The organism is Streptomyces bottropensis ATCC 25435 (assembly GCF_000383595.1).
GTDB classification, from domain to species: domain Bacteria; phylum Actinomycetota; class Actinomycetes; order Streptomycetales; family Streptomycetaceae; genus Streptomyces; species Streptomyces bottropensis.
Genome location: NZ_KB911581.1, coordinates 2,243,924 through 2,263,912 on the forward strand (window position 1 = coordinate 2,243,924; position 19,989 = coordinate 2,263,912).

Annotated in this window: 17 protein-coding genes and 1 riboswitch; of the genes, 11 read left to right on the forward strand and 6 right to left on the reverse strand. The window is 72.2% G+C overall.

Annotated features, from left to right (window positions below; genetic code table 11):
- The first annotated feature begins 222 nt into the window (after window positions 1-222).
- From STRBO_RS0109905 to STRBO_RS0109920, 4 genes are all read left to right on the forward strand, one after another.
- Window positions 223-1,599 carry a M16 family metallopeptidase gene (locus STRBO_RS0109905; protein WP_020114132.1) on the forward strand — a complete coding sequence of 459 codons (1,377 nt, stop codon included), beginning with the start codon at window positions 223-225 and terminating at the stop codon, window positions 1,597-1,599.
- The gene (locus STRBO_RS0109910) at window positions 1,596-2,984 is read left to right on the forward strand and encodes a M16 family metallopeptidase (RefSeq protein WP_020114133.1); all 1,389 of its coding nucleotides are present in this window, start codon (window positions 1,596-1,598) and stop codon (window positions 2,982-2,984) included. Before STRBO_RS0109905 ends, STRBO_RS0109910 begins: the two co-directional genes overlap by 4 nt.
- A gap of 215 nt (window positions 2,985-3,199) precedes the next feature.
- Window positions 3,200-3,370: riboswitch (cyclic di-AMP (ydaO/yuaA leader) on the forward strand.
- Between the two features lie 13 nt (window positions 3,371-3,383).
- Window positions 3,384-4,172 (forward strand): M23 family metallopeptidase, encoded by a 789-nt coding sequence (locus STRBO_RS0109915; protein ID WP_020114134.1) that lies wholly within the window; start codon window positions 3,384-3,386, stop codon window positions 4,170-4,172.
- Between the two features lie 204 nt (window positions 4,173-4,376).
- Window positions 4,377-5,081, forward strand: coding sequence for a GntR family transcriptional regulator (locus tag STRBO_RS0109920; RefSeq protein ID WP_005481572.1), 705 nt, complete (start codon window positions 4,377-4,379; stop codon window positions 5,079-5,081).
- Between the two features lie 211 nt (window positions 5,082-5,292).
- Here STRBO_RS0109920 and STRBO_RS0109925 read toward each other — a convergent pair whose 3' ends face one another.
- A complete protein-coding gene (locus STRBO_RS0109925) occupies window positions 5,293-5,574 on the reverse strand; it encodes an HPr family phosphocarrier protein (RefSeq protein WP_005481573.1) in 282 nt (93 codons plus the stop codon).
- Between the two features lie 190 nt (window positions 5,575-5,764).
- Between STRBO_RS0109925 and STRBO_RS0109930 the strand changes: the two genes are divergently transcribed.
- From STRBO_RS0109930 to STRBO_RS0109945, 4 genes are all read left to right on the forward strand, one after another.
- On the forward strand, window positions 5,765-8,632 hold the full coding sequence (locus STRBO_RS0109930) for a bifunctional acetate--CoA ligase family protein/GNAT family N-acetyltransferase (protein ID WP_005481574.1): 2,868 nt from the start codon (window positions 5,765-5,767) through the stop codon (window positions 8,630-8,632).
- 211 nt (window positions 8,633-8,843) lie between these two features.
- Complete coding sequence (locus tag STRBO_RS0109935) at window positions 8,844-9,431, forward strand: DUF5998 family protein (RefSeq protein WP_020114135.1); 588 nt, start codon at window positions 8,844-8,846, stop codon at window positions 9,429-9,431.
- Entirely contained in the window at window positions 9,431-10,618 is a 1,188-nt protein-coding gene (locus tag STRBO_RS0109940; RefSeq protein WP_005481577.1) for an alkaline phosphatase family protein, read from the forward strand. The genes STRBO_RS0109935 and STRBO_RS0109940 overlap by 1 nt, the downstream gene beginning before the upstream one ends.
- Window positions 10,619-10,699: 81 nt before the next feature.
- Window positions 10,700-11,347 carry a thymidine kinase gene (locus STRBO_RS0109945; RefSeq protein ID WP_020114136.1) on the forward strand — a complete coding sequence of 216 codons (648 nt, stop codon included), beginning with the start codon at window positions 10,700-10,702 and terminating at the stop codon, window positions 11,345-11,347.
- 57 nt (window positions 11,348-11,404) lie between these two features.
- Here STRBO_RS0109945 and STRBO_RS0109950 read toward each other — a convergent pair whose 3' ends face one another.
- Window positions 11,405-12,199 carry a VOC family protein gene (locus STRBO_RS0109950; RefSeq protein ID WP_020114137.1) on the reverse strand — a complete coding sequence of 265 codons (795 nt, stop codon included), beginning with the start codon at window positions 12,197-12,199 and terminating at the stop codon, window positions 11,405-11,407.
- Between the two features lie 316 nt (window positions 12,200-12,515).
- Here STRBO_RS0109950 and STRBO_RS0109955 point away from each other — a divergent pair, with 316 nt between their 5' ends.
- Window positions 12,516-13,343 (forward strand): sulfurtransferase, encoded by an 828-nt coding sequence (locus tag STRBO_RS0109955; RefSeq protein ID WP_005481583.1) that lies wholly within the window; start codon window positions 12,516-12,518, stop codon window positions 13,341-13,343.
- 209 nt (window positions 13,344-13,552) lie between these two features.
- Here STRBO_RS0109955 and sepH read toward each other — a convergent pair whose 3' ends face one another.
- The 3 genes from sepH to STRBO_RS0109970 all read right to left on the reverse strand — a co-directional run bounded on the left by sepH (window position 13,553) and on the right by STRBO_RS0109970 (window position 17,516).
- Window positions 13,553-14,593, reverse strand: coding sequence for a septation protein SepH (sepH, locus tag STRBO_RS0109960; RefSeq protein ID WP_005481585.1), 1,041 nt, complete (start codon window positions 14,591-14,593; stop codon window positions 13,553-13,555).
- Between the two features lie 402 nt (window positions 14,594-14,995).
- A complete protein-coding gene (locus tag STRBO_RS0109965; RefSeq protein ID WP_028796564.1) occupies window positions 14,996-16,315 on the reverse strand; it encodes a D-arabinono-1,4-lactone oxidase in 1,320 nt (439 codons plus the stop codon).
- Window positions 16,275-17,516 carry an MFS transporter gene (locus STRBO_RS0109970; protein ID WP_005481589.1) on the reverse strand — a complete coding sequence of 414 codons (1,242 nt, stop codon included), beginning with the start codon at window positions 17,514-17,516 and terminating at the stop codon, window positions 16,275-16,277. Before STRBO_RS0109970 ends, STRBO_RS0109965 begins: the two co-directional genes overlap by 41 nt.
- A gap of 150 nt (window positions 17,517-17,666) precedes the next feature.
- On the opposite strand from STRBO_RS0109970, the gene STRBO_RS0109975 reads away from it, so the two are divergent.
- Window positions 17,667-18,794 (forward strand): ferrochelatase, encoded by a 1,128-nt coding sequence (locus STRBO_RS0109975; protein ID WP_005481591.1) that lies wholly within the window; start codon window positions 17,667-17,669, stop codon window positions 18,792-18,794.
- Between the two features lie 8 nt (window positions 18,795-18,802).
- Window positions 18,803-19,621 (forward strand): inositol monophosphatase family protein, encoded by an 819-nt coding sequence (locus tag STRBO_RS0109980; RefSeq protein WP_005481593.1) that lies wholly within the window; start codon window positions 18,803-18,805, stop codon window positions 19,619-19,621.
- 95 nt (window positions 19,622-19,716) lie between these two features.
- Here the strand turns inward: STRBO_RS0109980 and STRBO_RS43715 are convergent, their stop codons facing one another.
- A complete protein-coding gene (locus tag STRBO_RS43715; protein ID WP_005481595.1) occupies window positions 19,717-19,881 on the reverse strand; it encodes a hypothetical protein in 165 nt (54 codons plus the stop codon).
- Window positions 19,882-19,989: the final 108 nt, after the last annotated feature.

The window sequence follows — 19,989 nt, forward strand, 5'->3', positions numbered from 1 at the left end:
GCACGGCCTGCCGGGCCGCCACGTCAACAGCGTGCGCCGACCTTAACCAGTGACCGCCGGCCGCAACCCCGGTCTCGCTCTCGGCGTACGACGCCCGGGAACTTCTCCAGGGGTCCGCGCGCTTGCATACAGTGGCGGGACCGGCAGGAAACAGCGGTTTCCGCGACGATTCCACGACGGATCCCGCGCACACAGCACAGCGATCGAAGGGACGTACCGCCCATGGGTCACACGGCCACAGCCGAGGCCGGCTCCGAAGGCCTGACAGTGAGGGAGCACCGCCTGGACAACGGCCTGCGCGTGGTGCTCTCCGAGGACCACCTGACCCCGGTCGCCGCGGTGTGCCTCTGGTACGACGTCGGTTCGCGTCACGAGGTCGCGGGCCGTACGGGCCTCGCCCACCTCTTCGAGCACCTGATGTTCCAGGGCTCGGGCCAGGTCAAGGACAACGGCCACTTCGAGCTGGTCCAGGGCGCGGGCGGTTCGCTGAACGGCACCACCAGCTGGGAGCGCACCAACTACTTCGAGACCATGCCCACCCATCAGCTGGAGCTGGCGCTGTGGCTGGAGGCCGACCGCATGGGCAGCCTGCTGCTCGCGCTCGACCAGAAGAACCTGGACAACCAGCGGGCCGTCGTCAAGAACGAGCGCCGCCAGCGGTACGACAACGTGCCCTACGGCACCGCCTTCGAGAAGATCTTCCGCCTGGCCTACCCCGAGGGCCACCCCTACCGGCACACGCCCATCGGCTCGATGGACGACCTGGAGGCGGCGAGCCTGGAGGACGCCCAGCAGTTCTTCCGGACGTACTACGCGCCCAACAACGCCGTCCTGTCTATCGTCGGCGACATCGACCCGGAGCAGACCCTCGCGTGGGTGGAGAAGTACTTCGGCTCCATCCCCACCTACGACGGCAAGCCCGCGCCCCGCGACGGCTCGCTGCCGGACGTCATGGGCGAGCAGCTGCGCGAGGTCGTCGAGGAGAACGTGCCCGCGCGCGCGTTGATGGCCGCCTACCGGCTGCCGGAGGACGGCACGCGTGCGTGCGACGCGGCCGACCTGGCGCTGACGATCCTCGGCGGCGGCGAGTCGTCCCGCCTCTACAACCGGCTCGTACGACGTGACCGTACGGCCGTGACGGCCGGTTTCGGCCTGCTGCGGCTGGCCGGCGCGCCCTCCATGGCGTGGATGGACGTCAAGACCTCCGGTGACGTCGAGGTGCCGGTCATCGAGGCCGCCGTCGACGAGGAGCTCGCCCGGTTCGCCGCGCAGGGCCCGACGGCCGAGGAGATGGAGCGCGCCCAGGCACAGTTGGAGCGCGAGTGGCTGGACCGGCTCGGCACGGTCGCCGGCCGCGCCGACGAACTGTGCCGGTACGCGGTCCTGTTCGGCGACCCGAAGCTCGCCCTCACCGCCGTCGACCGCGTCCTGGAGGTGACGGCCGACGAGGTCCAGGAGATCGCCAAGGCCCGCCTGAGGCCCGACAACCGCGCGGTGCTCGTGTACGAGCCCGTCGCCGGCGCAGAGGGCGCCGAAGAGGAGGCCGCCGACGCGGAGGCCGTCGAGAGCACCGACGAGAACGAGGAGTCGGCGAAGTGACCGAGCTCGCGAGCATGGAATTCCACCCGCAGCCCCAGGCCGGCGACGCCCGCCCCTGGGCGTTCCCGGCGCCCGAGCGCGGCACCCTGGCCAACGGCCTGACCGTGCTGCACTGCCACCGCCCCGGCCAGCAGGTCGTCGCCGTCGAGGTCGTCCTCGACGCGCCCCTGGACGCCGAACCGGCCGGCCTCGACGGTGTCGCCACCATCATGACCAGGGCGTTCTCCGAGGGCACCGACAAGCACACGGCCGAGGAGTTCGCCGCCGAGCTGGAGCGCTGCGGCGCCACCCTCGACTCGCACGCCGACCACCCCGGCGTCCGCCTGTCCCTCGAAGTGCCCGTGTCGCGGCTGGAGAAGGCCCTGGGGCTGCTCGCAGACGCCCTGCGGGCCCCCGCGTTCGACGACGGCGAGATCGAGCGTCTGGTGGCCAACAGGCTCGACGAGATTCCGCACGAGACCGCCAGCCCGGGCCGCCGGGCCGCCAAGGAGCTCTCCCGGCAGCTGTTCCCGGCCACCTCGCGCATGTCGCGGCCCCGGCAGGGCACCGAGGAGACCGTGGAGGGCATCGACTCCGCGGCTGTACGCGCCTTCTACGAGCGGCACGTGCGCCCCGCGACCGCCACCGCCGTGGTCGTCGGCGACCTCACCGGGGTCGACCTCGACACGCTGCTGGGCGACACCCTGGGCGCCTGGACCGGCTCCCCGGCCAAGCCGAGCGTCGCCCCCGCGGTGAGCGCCGACGACACCGGGCGCGTGATCATCGTGGACCGTCCCGGTTCCGTGCAGACCCAGTTGCTCATCGGACGGGTGGGCGCCGACCGGCACGACCGGGTGTGGCCGGCCCAGGTGCTCGGCACCTACTGCCTCGGCGGCACCCTCACCTCCCGCCTGGACCGCGTCCTGCGGGAGGAGAAGGGCTACACCTACGGGGTGCGCGCGTTCAGTCAGGTGCTGCGTTCCGGGCCGGAGGGATCGGGCACGGCGATGCTGGCCATCAGCGGGTCCGTCGACACGCCCAACACCGGTCCGGCGCTCGACGACCTGTGGACCGTGCTGCGGACCCTCGCCGCCGAGGGGCTGACCGACGCCGAGCGCGACGTCGCCGTGCAGAACCTCGTCGGGGTCGCCCCCCTGAAGTTCGAGACGGCGGCGGCCGTGGCGGGCACGCTGGCCGACCAGGTCGAGCAGTTCCTGCCGGACGACTACCAGTCGACGCTGTACCGCCAACTCGCCGCCACCGGCACGGTGGAGGCTACCGCGGCCGTCGTGAACGCCTTCCCGGTGGACCGTCTGGTGACCGTCCTCGTCGGGGACGCCGCGCAGATCGAGGAGCCGGTCAGGGCCCTCGGGATCGGCGAAGTCACCGTCGTACCGGCCGAGTAGGGAGCCGAGGGGAAACCGGGCGGAAGGACACGCACGTGTGAGGCCCTGGTGACTGAAGAGTCACCAGGGCCCAGGTTTGTCCGTATTGATGGCGGAGGTTGTGTGTCTGACCTGTGGCGTAGCTAACAAATCCTGTGATCCGTTTGTTATTTCGAAGACGCCGCACTTAGCGTCGGTCCGGCTGTTCGTCAGATGTTCGCCGCAGCCGCGGCACCGGACAGTCATCGCCGAGTCCCCATGGCGCGAGCCCGGGGAGCCGGGGACCCACCTAGTCCCCCGGGGTGAATCGGGTGCCCTTCGCGAGCGACGCGAAACGGGGGGCAGCCGTAGGAGACCTTCCTGCTCCGAACCCGTCAGCTAACCCGGTAGGCGAGAAGGAAGGAAAGGACCAGCCACTTCATGGCGTTCACCCGCGCCCCTGGGAAGCACCGCCGTCCCGGCCGTGTACAGCGCACGACCACGAGGAACGTGGGCGTAGCCGCTCTCACCACCACCGGTGTCATCGGTACCCTCGCCGGCCCCGCGCTCGCCGCGGAGGAGCCCGCCGTCGAGCAGACCGGCCTGAACCAGATCATCGTCCTCGGCGACACGGTCGCCGACCAGGTGGACGCCCAGGCCGTTGCCCAGCAGCAGGCCGCCGAGGTGGCTGAGGTCAAGAAGAAGGCGCAGGAGGAGGCCCGCAAGGCCGCCGCCGAGAAGGCCGAGCAGGAACGTGCCGCCGCCAAGGAGCGCGAGGAGATCAAGGCCCGCGCCGCCCGCGCGGCCGAGCGCGAGCGCCTCAACACCTACGTCTCGCCCATCAGCGGCTCGTACATCTCCACCGGCTACAAGGCCGGCGGCGCCGTCTGGTCCTCCGGCAGCCACACCGGCGTCGACTTCCACGCCGCCACCGGCACGGCCGTCATGGCGGTCGGCTCCGGCACCGTCGTGGAGGCGGGCTGGGGCGGGGCGTACGGCAACAACATCGTCATCAGGATGACCGACGGCACGTACACCCAGTACGGCCACCTGTCGTCCATCGGCGTCTCCGTCGGCCAGACGGTCACCCCCGGCCAGCAGATCGGCCTCTCCGGGGCGACCGGCAACGTCACGGGCGCGCATCTGCACTTCGAGGCCCGGACGACGGCCGAGTACGGCTCGGACATCGACCCCGCCGCGTACCTGCGTTCGCACGGCGTGAACGTCTGAGACACCGCTCCACGCTTCTGGCGAAGGCCCCGGCTCACCGAGCCGGGGCTTTCCGCGTTGTGCGAACGCCCGGTGACGCGCCTCCTGTCCAAAAAATATCCCTGGATTCCGGCCCGCCGTCGGAAATTCCGGCTCGCTGCAATAGAGTCGCTGGAAGACACGTCAATCATCGACGTTTCACGGGGATTAAGGCGGAGGTCGGTCATGCGTATTCCGGCGCATTCGGTATGCACGGCGATCCGAGATGACATCGTCGCGGGTGTCTACGAGCGCGGCAGCCGTCTCACCGAGGAACTGCTCGCCCGCCGGTACGGCGTCAGCCGGGTCCCCGTGCGTGAGGCGCTGCGCACGCTGGAGGCCGAGGGCTTCGTGGTGACCCGTCGGCACGCGGGCGCGTGCGTCGCCGAGCCGACCGAGCAGGAGGCCGCCGACCTGCTGGAGATGCGCATGCTGCTGGAGCCGCTGGGAGCCGCCCGCGCCGCCCAGCGCCGCACGGAGGCCCATCTCAAGGTGCTGCGCGGCCTGGTCAGACTGGGCCAGGAACGGGCCAGACGGGGCACCAGCGAGGATCTGCGCTCCCTGGGGGGCTGGTTCCACGAGACGCTCGCACAGGCGTCCGGCAGCCCCGCCCTGACCTCGACACTCGCCCAGCTGCGGCACAAGATCGCCTGGATGTACGCGGTCGAGGCACCCGCCGACCCCGTGGAGTCCTGGGCGGAACACGGCGGCATCGTGGACGCCGTCGCGCGCGGCGACGGCGACCGGGCCCGGACGCTCACGTCCCTGCACGCCGAGCGCGCCACCGACGCGCACCGCTTCCGGTTTCCGGGCGGGGCCGGCGCGGCGGAGCGGGCGGAGCGTGTGAGGACTTCGCAACACCCCGTAAACATGTCGAGCCTGCGGCATTAACGCGGGAGCCGTATACAAAGAGGCGGGAATTCCGAGGGGCATTCTTTCTGCTGCCCGCAGAACGAAATCGGGACGACGGCAGAGGGAAATCGGAGCGGTAGGGGAACGAAATGACGAAGGGCCCGCCCGATAAATCGGACGAGCCCTTCGATGTGTGTGCGGGTGGCCTTTCAGGCCTGTTTCCGTTCCGGGCGCCCGGTCACGGGGTCGCTCAGACCGTCTCGGGAAGTTCCTCGAGTCCCTCGGCCACGAGCTTCGCCAGACGGTCGAGCGCGACGTCCGCGCCCTCGGCCTCGGACGCGAGCACGATCTCCTCGCCGCCCTGGGCGCCGAGGCCCAGGACCGCCAGCATGGAGGCCGCGTTGACGGGGTTCCCGTCGGCCTTGGCGATCGTCACGGGGATACCGGAGGCCGTGGCGGCCCGGACGAAGATGGATGCGGGTCGGGCGTGGAGGCCCTCGGCCCAGCCGACGTTGACGCGGCGCTCAGCCATGTGATGCTGCCCTTCGGATGTCTCGGGTGGTTCAGAGAGGTCTAGACCGGGTTGTCTAGACCAGTTTCCCATATGGCGCGACGGAGCGGAACGGGCCCACGGCCTGGCCACGAACCGGCTCTCGCGCTTCTGTTGTGCTTCCCCAGACTGCCCCGCGCCGTAGCCTGGCGCGAGCCGTACTCTGGGGCCCATGCAGACCTCGTCGGACCGGCACGAGTACCCCGCCCACTGGGAGGCCGACGTGGTGCTGCGCGACGGCGGCACCGCACGCATCAGGCCCATCACCGTCGACGACGCCGAGCGTCTGGTCAGCTTCTACGAGCAGGTCTCGGACGAGTCGAAGTACTACCGCTTCTTCGCGCCGTACCCTCGCCTGTCCGCCAAGGACGTCCACCGCTTCACGCACCACGACTTCGTGGACCGGGTGGGGCTCGCCGCCACGGTCGGCGGCGAGTTCATCGCCACCGTACGCTACGACCGGATCGGCGCCGACGGCATGGCCGCGTCCGCCCCCGCCGACGAGGCGGAGGTCGCCTTCCTCGTCCAGGACGCCCACCAGGGCCGCGGCGTGGCCTCCGCCCTCCTCGAACACATCGCCGCCGTCGCCCGCGAGCGCGGCATCAGACGCTTCGCCGCCGAGGTGCTCCCCGCCAACAGCAAGATGATCAAGGTGTTCACCGACGCCGGGTACCAGCAGAAGCGCAGCTTCGAGGACGGTGTCGTCCGCCTGGAGTTCGGCCTGGAGCCCACCGACCGCTCCCTGGCCGTGCAGCGCGCCCGGGAGCAGCGGGCCGAGGCCAGATCCGTCCAGCGTCTGCTCGCCCCCGGCTCCGTCGCCGTCATCGGCGCCGGGCGCACGCCGGGCGGAGTGGGCCGCGGCGTCCTCGCCAACCTCCGGGGCGCGGGTTTCACCGGACGGCTGTACGCGGTGAACAGGGCTCTCGGCGAGGACGAGAAGGAGATCGACGGGGTGCCCGCGCACCGGTCCGTCACCGAGATCGAGGGGCCCGTCGACCTCGCGGTCGTCGCCGTCCCCGCCGCGTACGTCCCCGAGGTCGTCGCCGAGTGCGGCGAGCACGGTGTGCAGGGGCTCGTCGTCGTCTCCGCCGGGTATGCCGAGAGCGGCCCCGAGGGGCGCGAGCGCCAGCGCGAACTGGTGCGCCAGGCGCGCACGTACGGCATGCGCATCATCGGGCCGAACGCCTTCGGGATCATCAACACCGCCCCGGACGTACGGCTGAACGCCTCACTCGCCCCCGAGGCACCGCGCTCCGGGCGCATCGGTCTCTTCGCCCAGTCCGGCGCCATCGGGATCGCACTCCTGTCCCGGCTGCACCGGCGCGGCGGAGGGGTCACCGGCGTCACGGGCGTCTCCACCTTCGTGTCGTCGGGCAACCGCGCCGACGTCTCCGGGAACGACGTCCTGCAGTACTGGTACGAGGACCCGGACACCGATGTCGTCCTCATGTATCTGGAGTCCATCGGCAATCCGCGCAAGTTCACCCGCCTCGCCCGGCGCACGGCGGCGGTCAAGCCGCTCGTGGTCGTGCAGGGCGCGCGCCACGGCTCCGCGCCCCAGGGGCATGCCGGGCGCGCCACCGAGCTGCCCCACACCACCGTGTCCGCGCTGCTGCGGCAGGCCGGGGTGATCCGGGTCGACACGATCACGGAACTGGTCGACGCGGGGCTGCTGCTGGCCCGGCAGCCGTTGCCGGCGGGGCCCCGGGTGGCGATCCTCGGGAACTCCGAGTCACTGGGGATGCTCACGTACGACGCGTGTCTCTCCGAGGGGCTGCGGCCGCTGCCCCCGCTCGACCTGACGACCGGGGCCTCGGCACGGGACTTCCACGCGGCGCTGTCGCGGACGCTCGCCGACGACGCGTGCGACGCGGTGGTGGTGACGGCGATACCGACGTTGGGGGAGACGTCGCCGGGGGACGCGGCCCTGGCGGAGGCGCTGCGGTCGGCCACCGCCGCGAATCCCTCGAAGCCGGTGCTCGTGGTGCACGTCGAGCTGGGCGGCCTGGCCGAGGCGCTGTCGGCCGCGGCCAGCACGGCACCGCAGGCCGGCGACAGGACGCCCGGCAGCGACGGCGGCACCGGCCTGTCCCGCCCTGCGCAACCACCGCTTACCCCAAGCCAGGAGACGACAGAGACGGGAGAGGCGAACGCGTCCCCCTCCGAGCGCGCCGGCTCCCGGCTCATCCCCGCCTACCCCGCCGCCGAGCGGGCCGTCCGCGCCCTCTCCGAGGCCGTGCACTACGCGCAGTGGCGACGGGAGGCGGCGGAGCCGGGACGGGTGCCCGCGTACGAGGACATCGACGAGAAGGGCGCGGCCGAGCGGATCGACGCGCTCCTCGCCACGGGTGAGGGGCTCACGCTCGGCGCGGAGGAGGCGGGCGCGCTGCTCGGCCGGTACGGCATCCACCTGAGGCAGGCGCGGCCCGCCCCCACGCCCGACGAGGCGGCGCGGGCGGCCGAGGCCCTCGGCTATCCCGTCGCGCTCAAGACGACGGCCCCGCACCTGCGGCACCGGGCCGATCTCGGCGGCGTACGGCTCGACCTGGCGGACGAGGAACAACTGCGCCGGGCGTACACGGAGTTGACCGAGCTGTTCGGGAGTCCGGCGGAACTGCGCCCGGTCGTGCAGGGCATGGCCCCGCGCGGGGTCGACACGATCGTGCGGAGCGTGGTGGACCCGGCGGCTGGCGCCGTGCTCTCGTTCGGGCTCGCCGGGCCCGCGTCGCAGCTGCTCGGCGACATGGCGCACCGCCTGATTCCGGCCACCGAACGAGACGCGGCCTCGCTGGTCCGGTCGATCCGGACGGCACCGCTCCTCTTCGGCTGGCGGGGCTCGGCCCCCGTGGACACGGACGCGCTGGAGGAGCTGCTGCTGCGGGTCTCCCGGCTGGTCGACGACCACCCCGAGGTCGTGGCGGTCTCCCTCGAACCCGTCGTGGTCGCCCCGCACGGCCTGAGCGTCCTCGGCGCCACCGTCCGGCTCGCCCGCCCGCCCCTGCGTGACGACCTCGGCCCGAGGACGCTTCCGGTCTACTGACGGACCCGCCGCAGCGAGCCGACGACGGCCCGCGCCCCCACCCGGTGCGAGCCGCACGGCCCACCCCGTGCGAGGGCCGCCCGGCCCGCCGCGCGAGGGCGCGCGCACCGCGTGCGGACGGCGCACGGCAGCCCGCATTGATCCGTCCACGACAGAACAGAGACGGCAGAGCGGTCCCTCGCAGTCAGTGCGCCACCGTAGGATGGACATCATGGCCAAGACCAGTACGACGACCCAGGGGCTGCGTGCGGCGATCGAGCGCAGCGGCTACTACCCGGCCCTCGTGGCCGAGGCGGTGGAGGCCGCTGTCGGCGGCGAGGCCATCAAGTCGTACCTGGTCCACCAGGAGACGACGTTCGACGCGAACGAGGTGCGGCGGCATGTCACCGTCCTCGTCCTCACGGGCAACCGCTTCATCGTGAGCCACACCGACGAGCAGGCCGCGGACACCACCTCGCCGACGCCGTACGCCACGACGTCGACCGAGTCGGTGAAGATCGGCCGGATCTCGTCGGTCGTGCTCAGCCGTGTCGTCGCCAACCCGGAGTCGTACACGCCGGGCACCCCGCCCCGCGAGGTCGTCCTGACCATCGGCTGGGGCGCCGTCTCCCGCATCGACCTGGAGCCCGCCGCCTGCGGCGACCCCAACTGCGAGGCGGACCACGGTTACACGGGCAGCTCGACGGCGGACGACCTCAGCCTGCGCGTCAGCGAGGCCGGGGACGGCCCGGAGACCGTGCGCCAGGCCCTCGCGTTCGCGCAGTCCCTCTCCGAGGCGACCGCGGACACCGCCCGCTGATGGCGCTGCCCACCTGGGACGACCCGCAGCCGCTGGCCCTCGGCTCGGCCCCCGTCCCCGAGTACGGCGCCGGCTCGCTCGCGGATCTCCTGCCCACCCTCGCGGCCGGCATGGGGGTCGCCGGGACGACCGCGTCGATACCGGAACTGACCGAGGCCGACCGTGCCTGTGTCTTCCTGGTCGACGGCCTGGGCTGGGAGCAGCTGAAGGCGCACCCGGACGAGGCGCCCTACCTGACCGCGCTGCTGGCCTCCTCGCGCGGCGGCACCGGTCGCCCCATCACCGCGGGCTACCCGGCCACCACCGCGACCTCCCTCGCCTCCGTGGGTACGGGCCTGCCCCCGGGCGCACACGGGCTGCCCGGCTACACGGTCCGCAACCCGCAGACGCGGGAGCTGATGAACCAGCTCCGCTGGCAGCCCTGGACGTCCCCGAGCGAGTGGCAGCCCTACCCCACGATCTTCCAGCTCGCCGACCGGGCGGGTGTGCACACCGCCCAGGTCACCTCCCCGGCCTTCCAGAACACCCCGCTCACCAAGATCGCGCTGAGCGGCGGCACCTTCCACGGCCGTCTCTCCGGCGAGGACCGTATGGACGTGGCCGCCGCGCAACTGGCCGCCGGGGACCGCGCGCTGGTCTACACGTACTACTCCGAGCTGGACGGCGCCGGCCACCGCTTCGGCGTCGACTCGGACGCCTGGCGCGGCCAGCTCATGCACGTCGACCGGCTGGCCCAGCGCCTGGCCGAGCAACTCCCGCCCCGCACCGCGCTGTACGTCACCGCCGACCACGGCATGCTCGACGTCCCGTTCGACGAGCAGCACCGCATCGACTTCGACGAGGACTGGGAGCTGCGCGCCGGGGTCGCCCTGCTGGGCGGCGAGGGCCGGGCCCGCCATGTGTACGCCGTGCCGGGCGCCGAGTCGGACGTCCTGACCTGCTGGCGCGAGGTGCTGGGCGAGCAGTTCTGGATCGCCTCGCGCGACGAGGCGATCGCGGCGGGGTGGTTCGGACCGCGGATCGACGAGCGCGTGTACGCCCGCATCGGCGACGTGGTCGCGGCGGCACACGACGACGTCCTGATCATCGCCTCCGAGCGGGAGCCCAAGGAGTCGGCGATGGTCGGCAACCACGGCTCGATGACCCCCGTGGAGCAGTTGGTCCCCCTCCTCGAAGTACGCTCCTGAGGCACCTCGCCCTGCCGTCCGTTCGCCCGCGCCCGTCCGCCCCGCCCCTCGCCGTCCATGCCGAAAGGTGCTCAACTCACCATGCCCGAGCTGGTGTTCTTCTCCGGAACCATGGACTGCGGGAAGTCGACGCTGGCCCTCCAGATAGAGCACAACCGTTCGGCGCGCGGCCTCCAGGGCATGATCTTCACGCGTGACGACCGCGCGGGCGAGGGCAAACTGTCGTCACGGCTCGGCCTGGTCACCGACGCCGTCGAGGTCGAGGACGGACAGGACCTCTACGCCTACCTCGTCGATCATCTCTCCCAGGGCCGCCGCGCGGACTACGTGATCGCCGACGAGGCCCAGTTCCTCGCCCCCGAACAGATCGACCAGCTTGCCCGCGTCGTGGACGACCTGAGCCTCGACGTGTACGCCTTCGGCATCACGACCGACTTCCGCTCCAAGCTGTTCCCCGGCTCCCAGCGTCTGGTCGAGCTGGCCGACCGCGTCGAGGTCCTCCAGGTGGAGGCCCTGTGCTGGTGCGGCGCCCGCGCCACCCACAACGCCCGCACCATAGGCGGCCAGATGGTCGTCGAGGGGGCCCAGGTGGTCGTCGGTGACGTCAATCAGCCCGACGACATCGGCTACGAGGTCCTGTGCCGGCGCCACCACCGCCGCCGTATGACGGCGGCCTCCGCCCATGCGAGCGCCCTCGCCCCGGACGTCCTGCCGGTCGAGACGGTCTGAGGGGGCGGCGGGCGCCGCCCGGGATCACCCGATCGTGTGACGGGCCGAGCAGGCGGCTCAGCGCTGCGTGTGCACCACGGCGAACTTCGCGCCCTCCGGGTCGGCCAGCGTGGCCACCGGCCCGTGCGGGGTGTCGTGGACGGGGTCGAGGACGCGTCCGCCGAGTTCGATGACGCGGTTGGCGGCCTCGTCGGGGTCGCTCACCTCGAAGTAGGTCAGCCAGTGGGGGCCCCGGTCGCGGGGCAGCGCGCCGCCGACGCCGTGGATGCCGGCGACGGAGCGGCCCTCGACGCGCAGGGTGACGTAGTCGTCGTCGGCGGAGACCACCGGCTCCTCCTCGTACCCGAACGTCGTCTCGTAGAACTTGGCGACCAGCGAGCTGTCGACGGTGAGGAGTTCGTCCCACGCCGGGGTGCCGGGCACTCCGGTGATGTCCGCGCCGAGATGCTCCGCCGCCTGCCAGACACCGAAGACGGCTCCCGCGGGGTCGGAGGCGATCACCAGCCGGCCCGCCTCACCGGCGTCCAGCGGACCGACGCCGACGGTGCCTCCGCAGTGCCGTACGGTCTCCGCCGTCCGGTCCGCGTCGTCCGAGGCGAAGTACGGCGTCCACGCGATGGGCAGATGGCGGTCGGGCGGAAGCTGCCCGATGCCCGCCACCTGGCGCCCGTCGAGCAGTGCCCGCACGTACGGGCCGAGCTGCTGGGGGCCGGGCTGGAACTCCCAGCCGAACAACGCACCGTAGAAATCCTGGGTCGTGGCCATCCCGTGCACCATCAGGCTCACCCAGCAGGGTGTGCCCGGTGGATACGCCGTGCCGCTCAGGCCGGCCGACCCCCGTGCCTCCGTCATCGTCACTCTCTCCTCGGCCGCTCGCGGTGGCCGTGTCCGTCCGCCCTCCGTACGTGTACCGCGTCCGCGCGCGATCACGCCCCGTGCCGATGCTCGCACCAGCCGTAGCGCCACGGGCCCGCGCCGCACCGCCGAGCGAGGTGTACGTGCGCGAGGATGCCCGACGATCCGGTACCCGCCGCCGTCCGCGTCGCTGCCGCGCGGTGTCCATCGGCCGTACGGCATGTGTCCGATCCCGTACTGCTGGTGATCGGCACCGGCGGGCAGAGTAGCCGGACCCGGGCGACGCGGCCACCCCGTGCGCGAGGATGGAGCCATGAACGCCATCATCACCGCCTCCGACCTCGCCGGCGAACTGGCGGGACCCCGTCCGCCGGTCCTCCTGGACGTCCGCTGGCAGTTGGGCGGCCCGAACCAGCGTCCCGAGTACGACAAGGCGCACCTCCCCGGAGCCGTCTTCGTCGACCTGGACGCCGAACTCGCCGGTCCGGCGGGCTCCGGCGGCCGCCACCCGCTGCCCGACACCGACGCCTTCGGCGCTGCGATGCGGGCGGCCGGGGTCGGCGCCGACCGCCCCGTCGTCGTGTACGACGGCGGGCTCAACTGGGCCGCCGCGCGCGCGTGGTGGCTGCTCCGCTGGGCGGGTCACCCCTCGGTACGGGTCCTGGACGGCGGCCTGGCTGCCTGGGAAGGCCCCCTGACGGCCGAGATCCCGCGGCCCGAGCCCGGCACCTTCGAGCCCGTCCCCGGCGCGCTGCCGCTGCTCGACGCGGACGGCGCCGCCGAGCTGGCCCGCACCGGACTCCTCCTGGACGCCCGGGCCGCCGAGCGCTACCGCGGCGACGTGGAGCCCATCGATCCGGTCGGCGGCCACATCCCGGGCGCGGTGTCCGCCCCCACCACGGAGAACGTGACCGAATCCGGCCGCTTCCGCTCCGCCGCCGAACTCGCCGACCGCTTCAAGGGATTCGGCGCGACGGCCGACTCCGAGGTCGGCGTCTACTGCGGCTCCGGGGTCTCCGGCGCCCACCAGGTGCTGGCGCTGGCCGTCGCGGGCATCCCGGCGGCCCTGTACGTGGGCTCGTGGTCGGAGTGGTCCCGGGACGGGAGCCGTCCGGTCGCCACCGGGCCCGACCCCCGGTGAGTCACCGCTGACACGAACGCCGTGGGGCCCGCGTCTGAACGACGCGGGCCCCACACACGTATGAATGACCGATCCTGCTCCCACAAAAAACACCAGCACACACCACCAGCGAAACCATCAGCGAAGACGCAGACAGGACACCGCCACAGACACAGACGAAGAAACGCGTCCGCGAGAACGACCGGTCCGACTCCCCACCGTGGGGTCCGCTACTCCTGTTTCTTGCGCCGCGTACCGAAGACGATCTCGTCCCAGCTCGGCACCGCCGCGCGACGGCCCGGACGGACGCCGTCCGCCTCGGCCTGGCGGTCGGTGGCGCCGATGAGCCGGTCGCGATGGCCGTTGACCGACCGCGGCATGAGGACGTCCGCGTAGGCGGAACCGGCCGAGGCCGCGGGGGCCGCGGACTCCTCCTCCGCCCCCTCCTCGACGGAGACGGACGAGGACTCCTCCTGCGGTTCCACGGAGGGCAGTTCGGGCACCACCAGGTCGCCCCGGTAGCTCGGGACGGCCTCCAGGATGCTGGTGAGCGAGTCGCGCTCGCTCACCAACTCGTCGTCGGACTCCGAGGGCGGGGGCAGGGCGGGACGTTCCGCCTGGCGGTCCAGGGGGCGGTCACGGGGCAGCCGCGCGATCCTCGGCACGAACGGGAAGCTCGGCTCGGGCGTCCCGAGGTCGTCGGACTCGCCGATCAGCGAGCGTGCCTCGTCGTCGACGGCCTGGACGAGCCGTCGGGGCGGGTCGTACGTCCAGCTCGCCGAGTGCGGTTCGCCCGCGACGCAGTACACCAGCAGGACTTCCCAGGTGCCGTCGTCGCGGCGCCAGGAGTCCCACTGGACGGTGTCCTTCTCGGCGCCGCGCAGCAGCAGTCGCTCCTGGACGGCCTCACCGAGCTGGGGTCCGGCGGCGTTCTCGCCGGGGCGGCGGACCGGCGTCTTGCGGGCCCGCTCGGCCATGAAGGCCCGCTCGGCGAGGACGGGACCCTCGAACCGGCGGACCCGGTCGACGGGGATGCCGGCGAGCTGCGCGACCTCCTCGGCCGTGGCACCCGCGCGTATCCGCGCCTGGATGTCACGGGGGCGGAGATGGCTCTCCACCTCGATCTCGATCTGGCCGAGGCGTGGACGGTCGCCGCGCACGGCGGCACGCAGCCGTTCGTCGATCGGAAGCGTGTACTCCGTGGAATCGGCAGCCTTCAGCACCAGCCGTGTGCCGTCATTGGAGACGGCCACGACACGCAGTTCGGGCATGGGGACCTCCCGGGTGGTGCCTGCCGACGTCACGTGCGTCGCTGCTTCCGCTAGTCGAGTGTGGCCTGCCCGGGTGCAGCCTGCCACAACCTTGCCGAGTTGCCCGGCGTGTCGGGCGTGAGCCCGAGGTTGCCGTTATGGCACGGTTATCAATTCGCAACGCTAAGTGACGAACCTCATCACCCTGTGCAACGATCCCCCTCCCGGCGGTCCTCGAAGGCCCCGGACACCCTGGCGGGAGTCCGGACCCAGGGCTCGCAACAGTACTCCATTCGGGCCACTTGCGTGGATCGGCACGCCGCCCAACTTCTCACGCCAGACGTCGATCCGGCGTGGGAACAGACCTTTTCGTGACCTCGGGAGGGACGCCCTTCACACGATCGACGACAACCGCCCGAGGCGCTACGCGCCGAGCACCCGGCGCAAGTAGTCGTTCTGGAAGCGCCGTTCGGGGTCGAGCCGGTCACGCAGCGCGGTGAACTCGCCGAACCGCGGGTAGACCTTGGCGAAGTAGTCCGTGTCGCGGGTGTGCACCTTGCCCCAGTGCGGCCGCCCCTCGTGCGCGGTGAAGATCCGCTCGGCGGCGGTGAAGTACGCCTGATAGGGCGTGCCCTTGAACATGTGCACGGCGACGTACGCGCTCTCGCGGCCGGAGGCGGTGGAGAGCGTGATGTCGTCGGCCGGCGCGGTGCGCACCTCGACCGGGAAGCTGACGCGCAGCTTCGAACGGTCGACCATCGCCTTGAGTTCACGCAGCGTGTCCACCAGGGCCTCGCGCGGCACGGCGAACTCCATCTCCACGAACCGCACTCGGCGCGGAGAGGTGAAGACCTTGTAGGGAATGTCGGTGTACGTCCGCGCGGACAGGGCGCGGCTGGAGATCTGCGCGATGGTGGGGATGGTCGCGGGGACCGCCTGGCCGACCCAGTTGGCCACCTGGAACACGCCGTTGGAGAGGAACTCGTCCTCGAACCAGCTGTTCAGCTGCGGTACGGGCTTCTCGGGGCCCGCGCTGCGGTTGTTGCGCTTGGTGTTGGTGTTGCCGGTGTGCGGGAACCAGTAGAACTCGAAGTGCTCGTTCTCGGCGTGCAGTTCGTCGAACTCGGCCGTCACCCTCTCGAACGACATCGGTTCCTCGCGTGCCGTGAGCAGGAAGATCGGCTCCACGGCGAAGGTGATCGCGGTGACGATGCCGAGGGCGCCGATGCCGACGCGGGCGGCGGCGAAGACGTCCGCGTTCTCCGTCGGCGAGCAGGTGAGGATCGAGCCGTCCGCGGTGACCAGTTCGAGGCCCCGGATCTGGGCGGCGATGGAGGCCGAGTCCCGGCCGGTGCCGTGCGTTCCGGTGCTGGTGGCGCCGGAGACCGTCTGCTCCATGATGTCGCCCATGTTCGTGAGCGACAGGCCCTCGCGGGCGAGGGCCAGGTTGAGCCGCTTGAGCGGGGTGCCCGCGGCGACCGTGACGGTCATGGCCTCACGGTCGATCCTGCGTATGCCCGTCAGCAGTTGGGGACGGATCAGCACACCGTCCGTGGCGGCCGCCGCCGTGAAGGAGTGACCCGTGCCGACCGCCTTCACCCGCAGGTCGTCCTCGGCGGCCTTCCGCACGGCCGCTGCGAGCTCCTCGACGGTGGCCGGGGTGACCTCCCGTACGGGCCGGGCGGTGACGTTCCCCGCCCAGTTACGCCACGTGCCGCTCTTGCCGATCACTGTGGTGCTCATGGGGCCCTCCCCGCCTTGGAGCCGGCCTGCGCAGCCGGCGGTACCCGAGGAAACCCACCGCGACCGCGACGGCCCCGGACGCCGCCGGAACCACGTACCCCGCCTTCGCCCCGGCTGCGTCGATCACCCAGCCGGAGACCGAGGAGCCGAGCGCGACCCCGACCGCGAGTCCGGTGCTCACCCAGGTCATGCCCTCGGTCAGTTGCGTGCGTGGTACGTGCTCCTCGATCAGGGACATCGTCGTGATCATCGTGGGTGCGATGGACAGTCCGGCGACGAAGAGCGCCACGGCCAGGAACGGCAAGTTTCCGACCAGTAGGAGGGGGATCATACTCACGGCCATGCCGCACACGCCCATCAGCCACCGTCGTTCAGCCGCCCCGCCGAAGCGCACCAGCCCGAAGGCGATGCCCGCGGCGCAGGAACCGGCCGCGTAGAGGGCCAGGACGACGCTCGCGGCGGCCTTGTGGCCCCGCTCCTCGGCGAAGGCCACGGTGACCACGTCGACGGCCCCGAAGATCGCCCCGGTCGCCACGAAGGTGGCCACCAGGACCCGCAGTCCGGGCGAGCGCAGCGCCGAACGGCGCCTGTCGTGCCGCGCGCGCGGGTGCGGCGCCGGCTCGGTCGCGCGCTGGGCGGTGAGCCAGAAGACGCCGGCCGCCAGGAAGCAGGCGGCGAGCAGCGGGCCCGCCTCCGGGAACCACGCCGTGGAGAGCCCGATGGAGATGATCGGCCCGAAGATGAAGCAGATCTCGTCGACGACCGACTCGAAGGAGTACGCGGTGTGCAGCTGCGGGGTGTCCCGGTACAGGGCCGCCCAGCGCGCCCGGGTCATCGCCCCGAGGCTCGGCACACAGCCGATGCCGGCCGAGCAGACGTAGAGCACCCAGTCCGGCCACGCGTAGTGCGCGGCGAACAGCAGCGCGGCCGCCGCGGTCAGTGCGACGAGGGTCGCCGGGCGCAGCACCCGGCGCTGTCCGTACTGGTCCACCAGCCGGGAGATCTGCGGGCCGAGTACGGCGGCGGACAGCGCGATGGTCGCCGACAGCGCGCCCGCCAGGCCGTACCGTCCGGTGAGCTGGGAGATCATCGTGACCACGCCGATGCCCATCATGGACAGCGGCATCCGGCCGAGAAGACCCGCGGCGGTGAAACCCCTGGTGCCGGGGGCGGCGAACAGGGCGGTGTAGGGGCTGGGCACGGGGTCTCCGGTCGGTCCGGTACGCGGAGGAGAAGGTTCCTCGTAAGGCGTGACTGTGGTCGATACAGCTTACGGGTGAGGTGACCCTCGGTCCTCCTCGGACGTGGGCCGGGATCCCGGCAGCCGGCGCCGGGTGGCAGGATCGAAGACATGCCACACGCGCACGACGCCACCCCCTACGACGCTCTGCTCCTGCTCTCGTTCGGCGGCCCGGAGGGCCCGGACGACGTGGTCCCGTTCCTGGAGAACGTGACGCGGGGGCGCGGCATCCCCAAGGAACGCCTCAAGGAAGTCGGGCAGCACTACTTCCTGTTCGGCGGGGTCAGCCCCATCAACGGCCAGAACCGCGCCCTGCTCGACGCCCTGCGCAAGGACTTCGCCGAACACGGCCTGGACCTGCCGGTCTACTGGGGCAACCGCAACTGGGCGCCCTATCTGACCGACACGCTGCGTGAGATGGTGGCCGACGGCCGCCGCCGCGTCCTCGTCCTCGCCACCAGCGCGTACGCCTCGTACTCGGGCTGCCGCCAGTACCGCGAGAACCTCGCCGACTCGCTCGCCGCCCTGGAGTCCGAGGGCCTCCAGCCGCCGAGGATCGACAAGATCCGGCACTACTTCAACCACCCGGGCTTCCTGGAGCCCATGATCGACGGCGTCCTGCGGTCGCTCGCCGACCTTCCCGAGGACGTCCGTGACGGCGCGCACCTCGCCTTCTGCACGCACTCCATCCCGAACGCCTCGGCGGACACCTCCGGCCCGGCCGAGGACCACGGGGACGGCGGCGCCTACGTCGCCGAGCACCTGGAGGTCTCGCGGCTCATCGTCGAGGCCGTGCGCGAGCGGACCGGGGTCGAGCACCCCTGGCAGCTCGTCTACCAGTCCCGCTCCGGCGCCCCGCACATCCCGTGGCTGGAGCCCGACATCTGCGACCACCTCCAGGAGCGGCACGAGTCCGGGGTCCCGGCCGTCGTGATGGCGCCCATCGGGTTCGTCTCGGACCACATGGAGGTCCTCTACGACCTCGACACCGAGGCCATGGCCAAGGGCGAGGAGCTGGGGCTGCCGGTCCGCCGGTCGGCCACCGTGGGCGCCGATCCGCGCTTCGCCGCCGCCGTCCGCGATCTCGTCCTGGAGCGCGCCGCCGTCGAGCGGGGCGACGACGTCGCACCCTGCGCCCTCGGCGCACTCGGCGCGAGCCACCACCTGTGCCCGGTCGGCTGCTGCCCGGCCCGCGCCCCCCGGCCCGCCGCCGCGGGCGTCGACAGCCCGTACGCGTGAGGAGCACCGTGAACGACCAGACAGAGCGCCCGGACGGCCTGCGGGCCGAACTGCTGGAGATCGCCCTGGACGCGGCCCACCGCGCGGGAGCCTTCCTGCGCGACGGCCGCCCCGCCGACCTCGGCGTGGCCGCCACCAAGTCCAGCGCGGTCGATGTCGTCACCGAGATGGACATCGCCTCCGAGAAGCTGATCACCGGCCTGCTGGCCGAGCGCAGGCCGCACGACGGCGTGCTCGGCGAGGAGGGCGCCAGCGTCGAGGGGACCAGCGGCGTCCAGTGGGTGATCGACCCCATCGACGGAACCGTCAACTACCTCTACGGCCTGCCCAGCTGGGCCGTGTCCATCGCCGTCCGGGTGGACGGCGAGACGGTCGTGGGCGTGGTCCACGCTCCGGAGCGAGGCGAGACCTTCCGGGCCGTCCTCGGTGAGGGCGCCTACCTGAACGACCGCCCCGCGCGCGTGCGCCCCGCCCCGGAACTGGGGCTGGCCCTCGTCGGCACCGGTTTCGGCTACCGGGCCGAGCGGCGGGCCGCGCAGGCCGACGTGCTGCGCGAGCTGATCCCGCACGTGCGGGACATCCGACGCGGCGGCTCGGCCGCGATCGACCTGTGCGACGTGGCCGCGGGCCGCCTGGACGCCTACTACGAGCGCGGTCTCAACCCCTGGGACTACGCGGCGGGCGACCTCATCGCCCGGGAGGCGGGCGCCCTGACCGGTGGCCGCCCCTCGGAGCCCCTCTCGCCCGAGCTGACCGTCGCCGCCCCACCCGCCCTCTTCGAGGTCCTCCAGACCCGCCTGGAGGAGCTCGGCGCCTGGCACGACTGACACGCACCCGCGCAGAGCAGCGGGCCCCCGGCCTGGATCTGGCGGGGGCCCGCTGTGGTGCGTAGGGCTGGTAAGTGGGCCGGGAATGCGGACGCCTAGGCGCCGACCTCCACACCGTGGTCGGCGGCGAGGCGACGCAGGTCGTCGAGTTCGCCCTGCTCGACCTCGGCGAGGAAGTCGTCGCCCTCGTCGCGTGCCCTGGTCAGGTCGGACTCGGTCGTCCTTATGCGCTGCAGAAGTCCTGCGGTGAATGCGTCCATGCTGCGCCCCCTCGTCCTGGGTCGTGGGTCGGTGGCACGGGGGTGTGCCGTTCGGAAGGGGCGATCACGTCTCCTGCGGGTGCCCAGCGCTGCCCTGCCGGGCGGCGA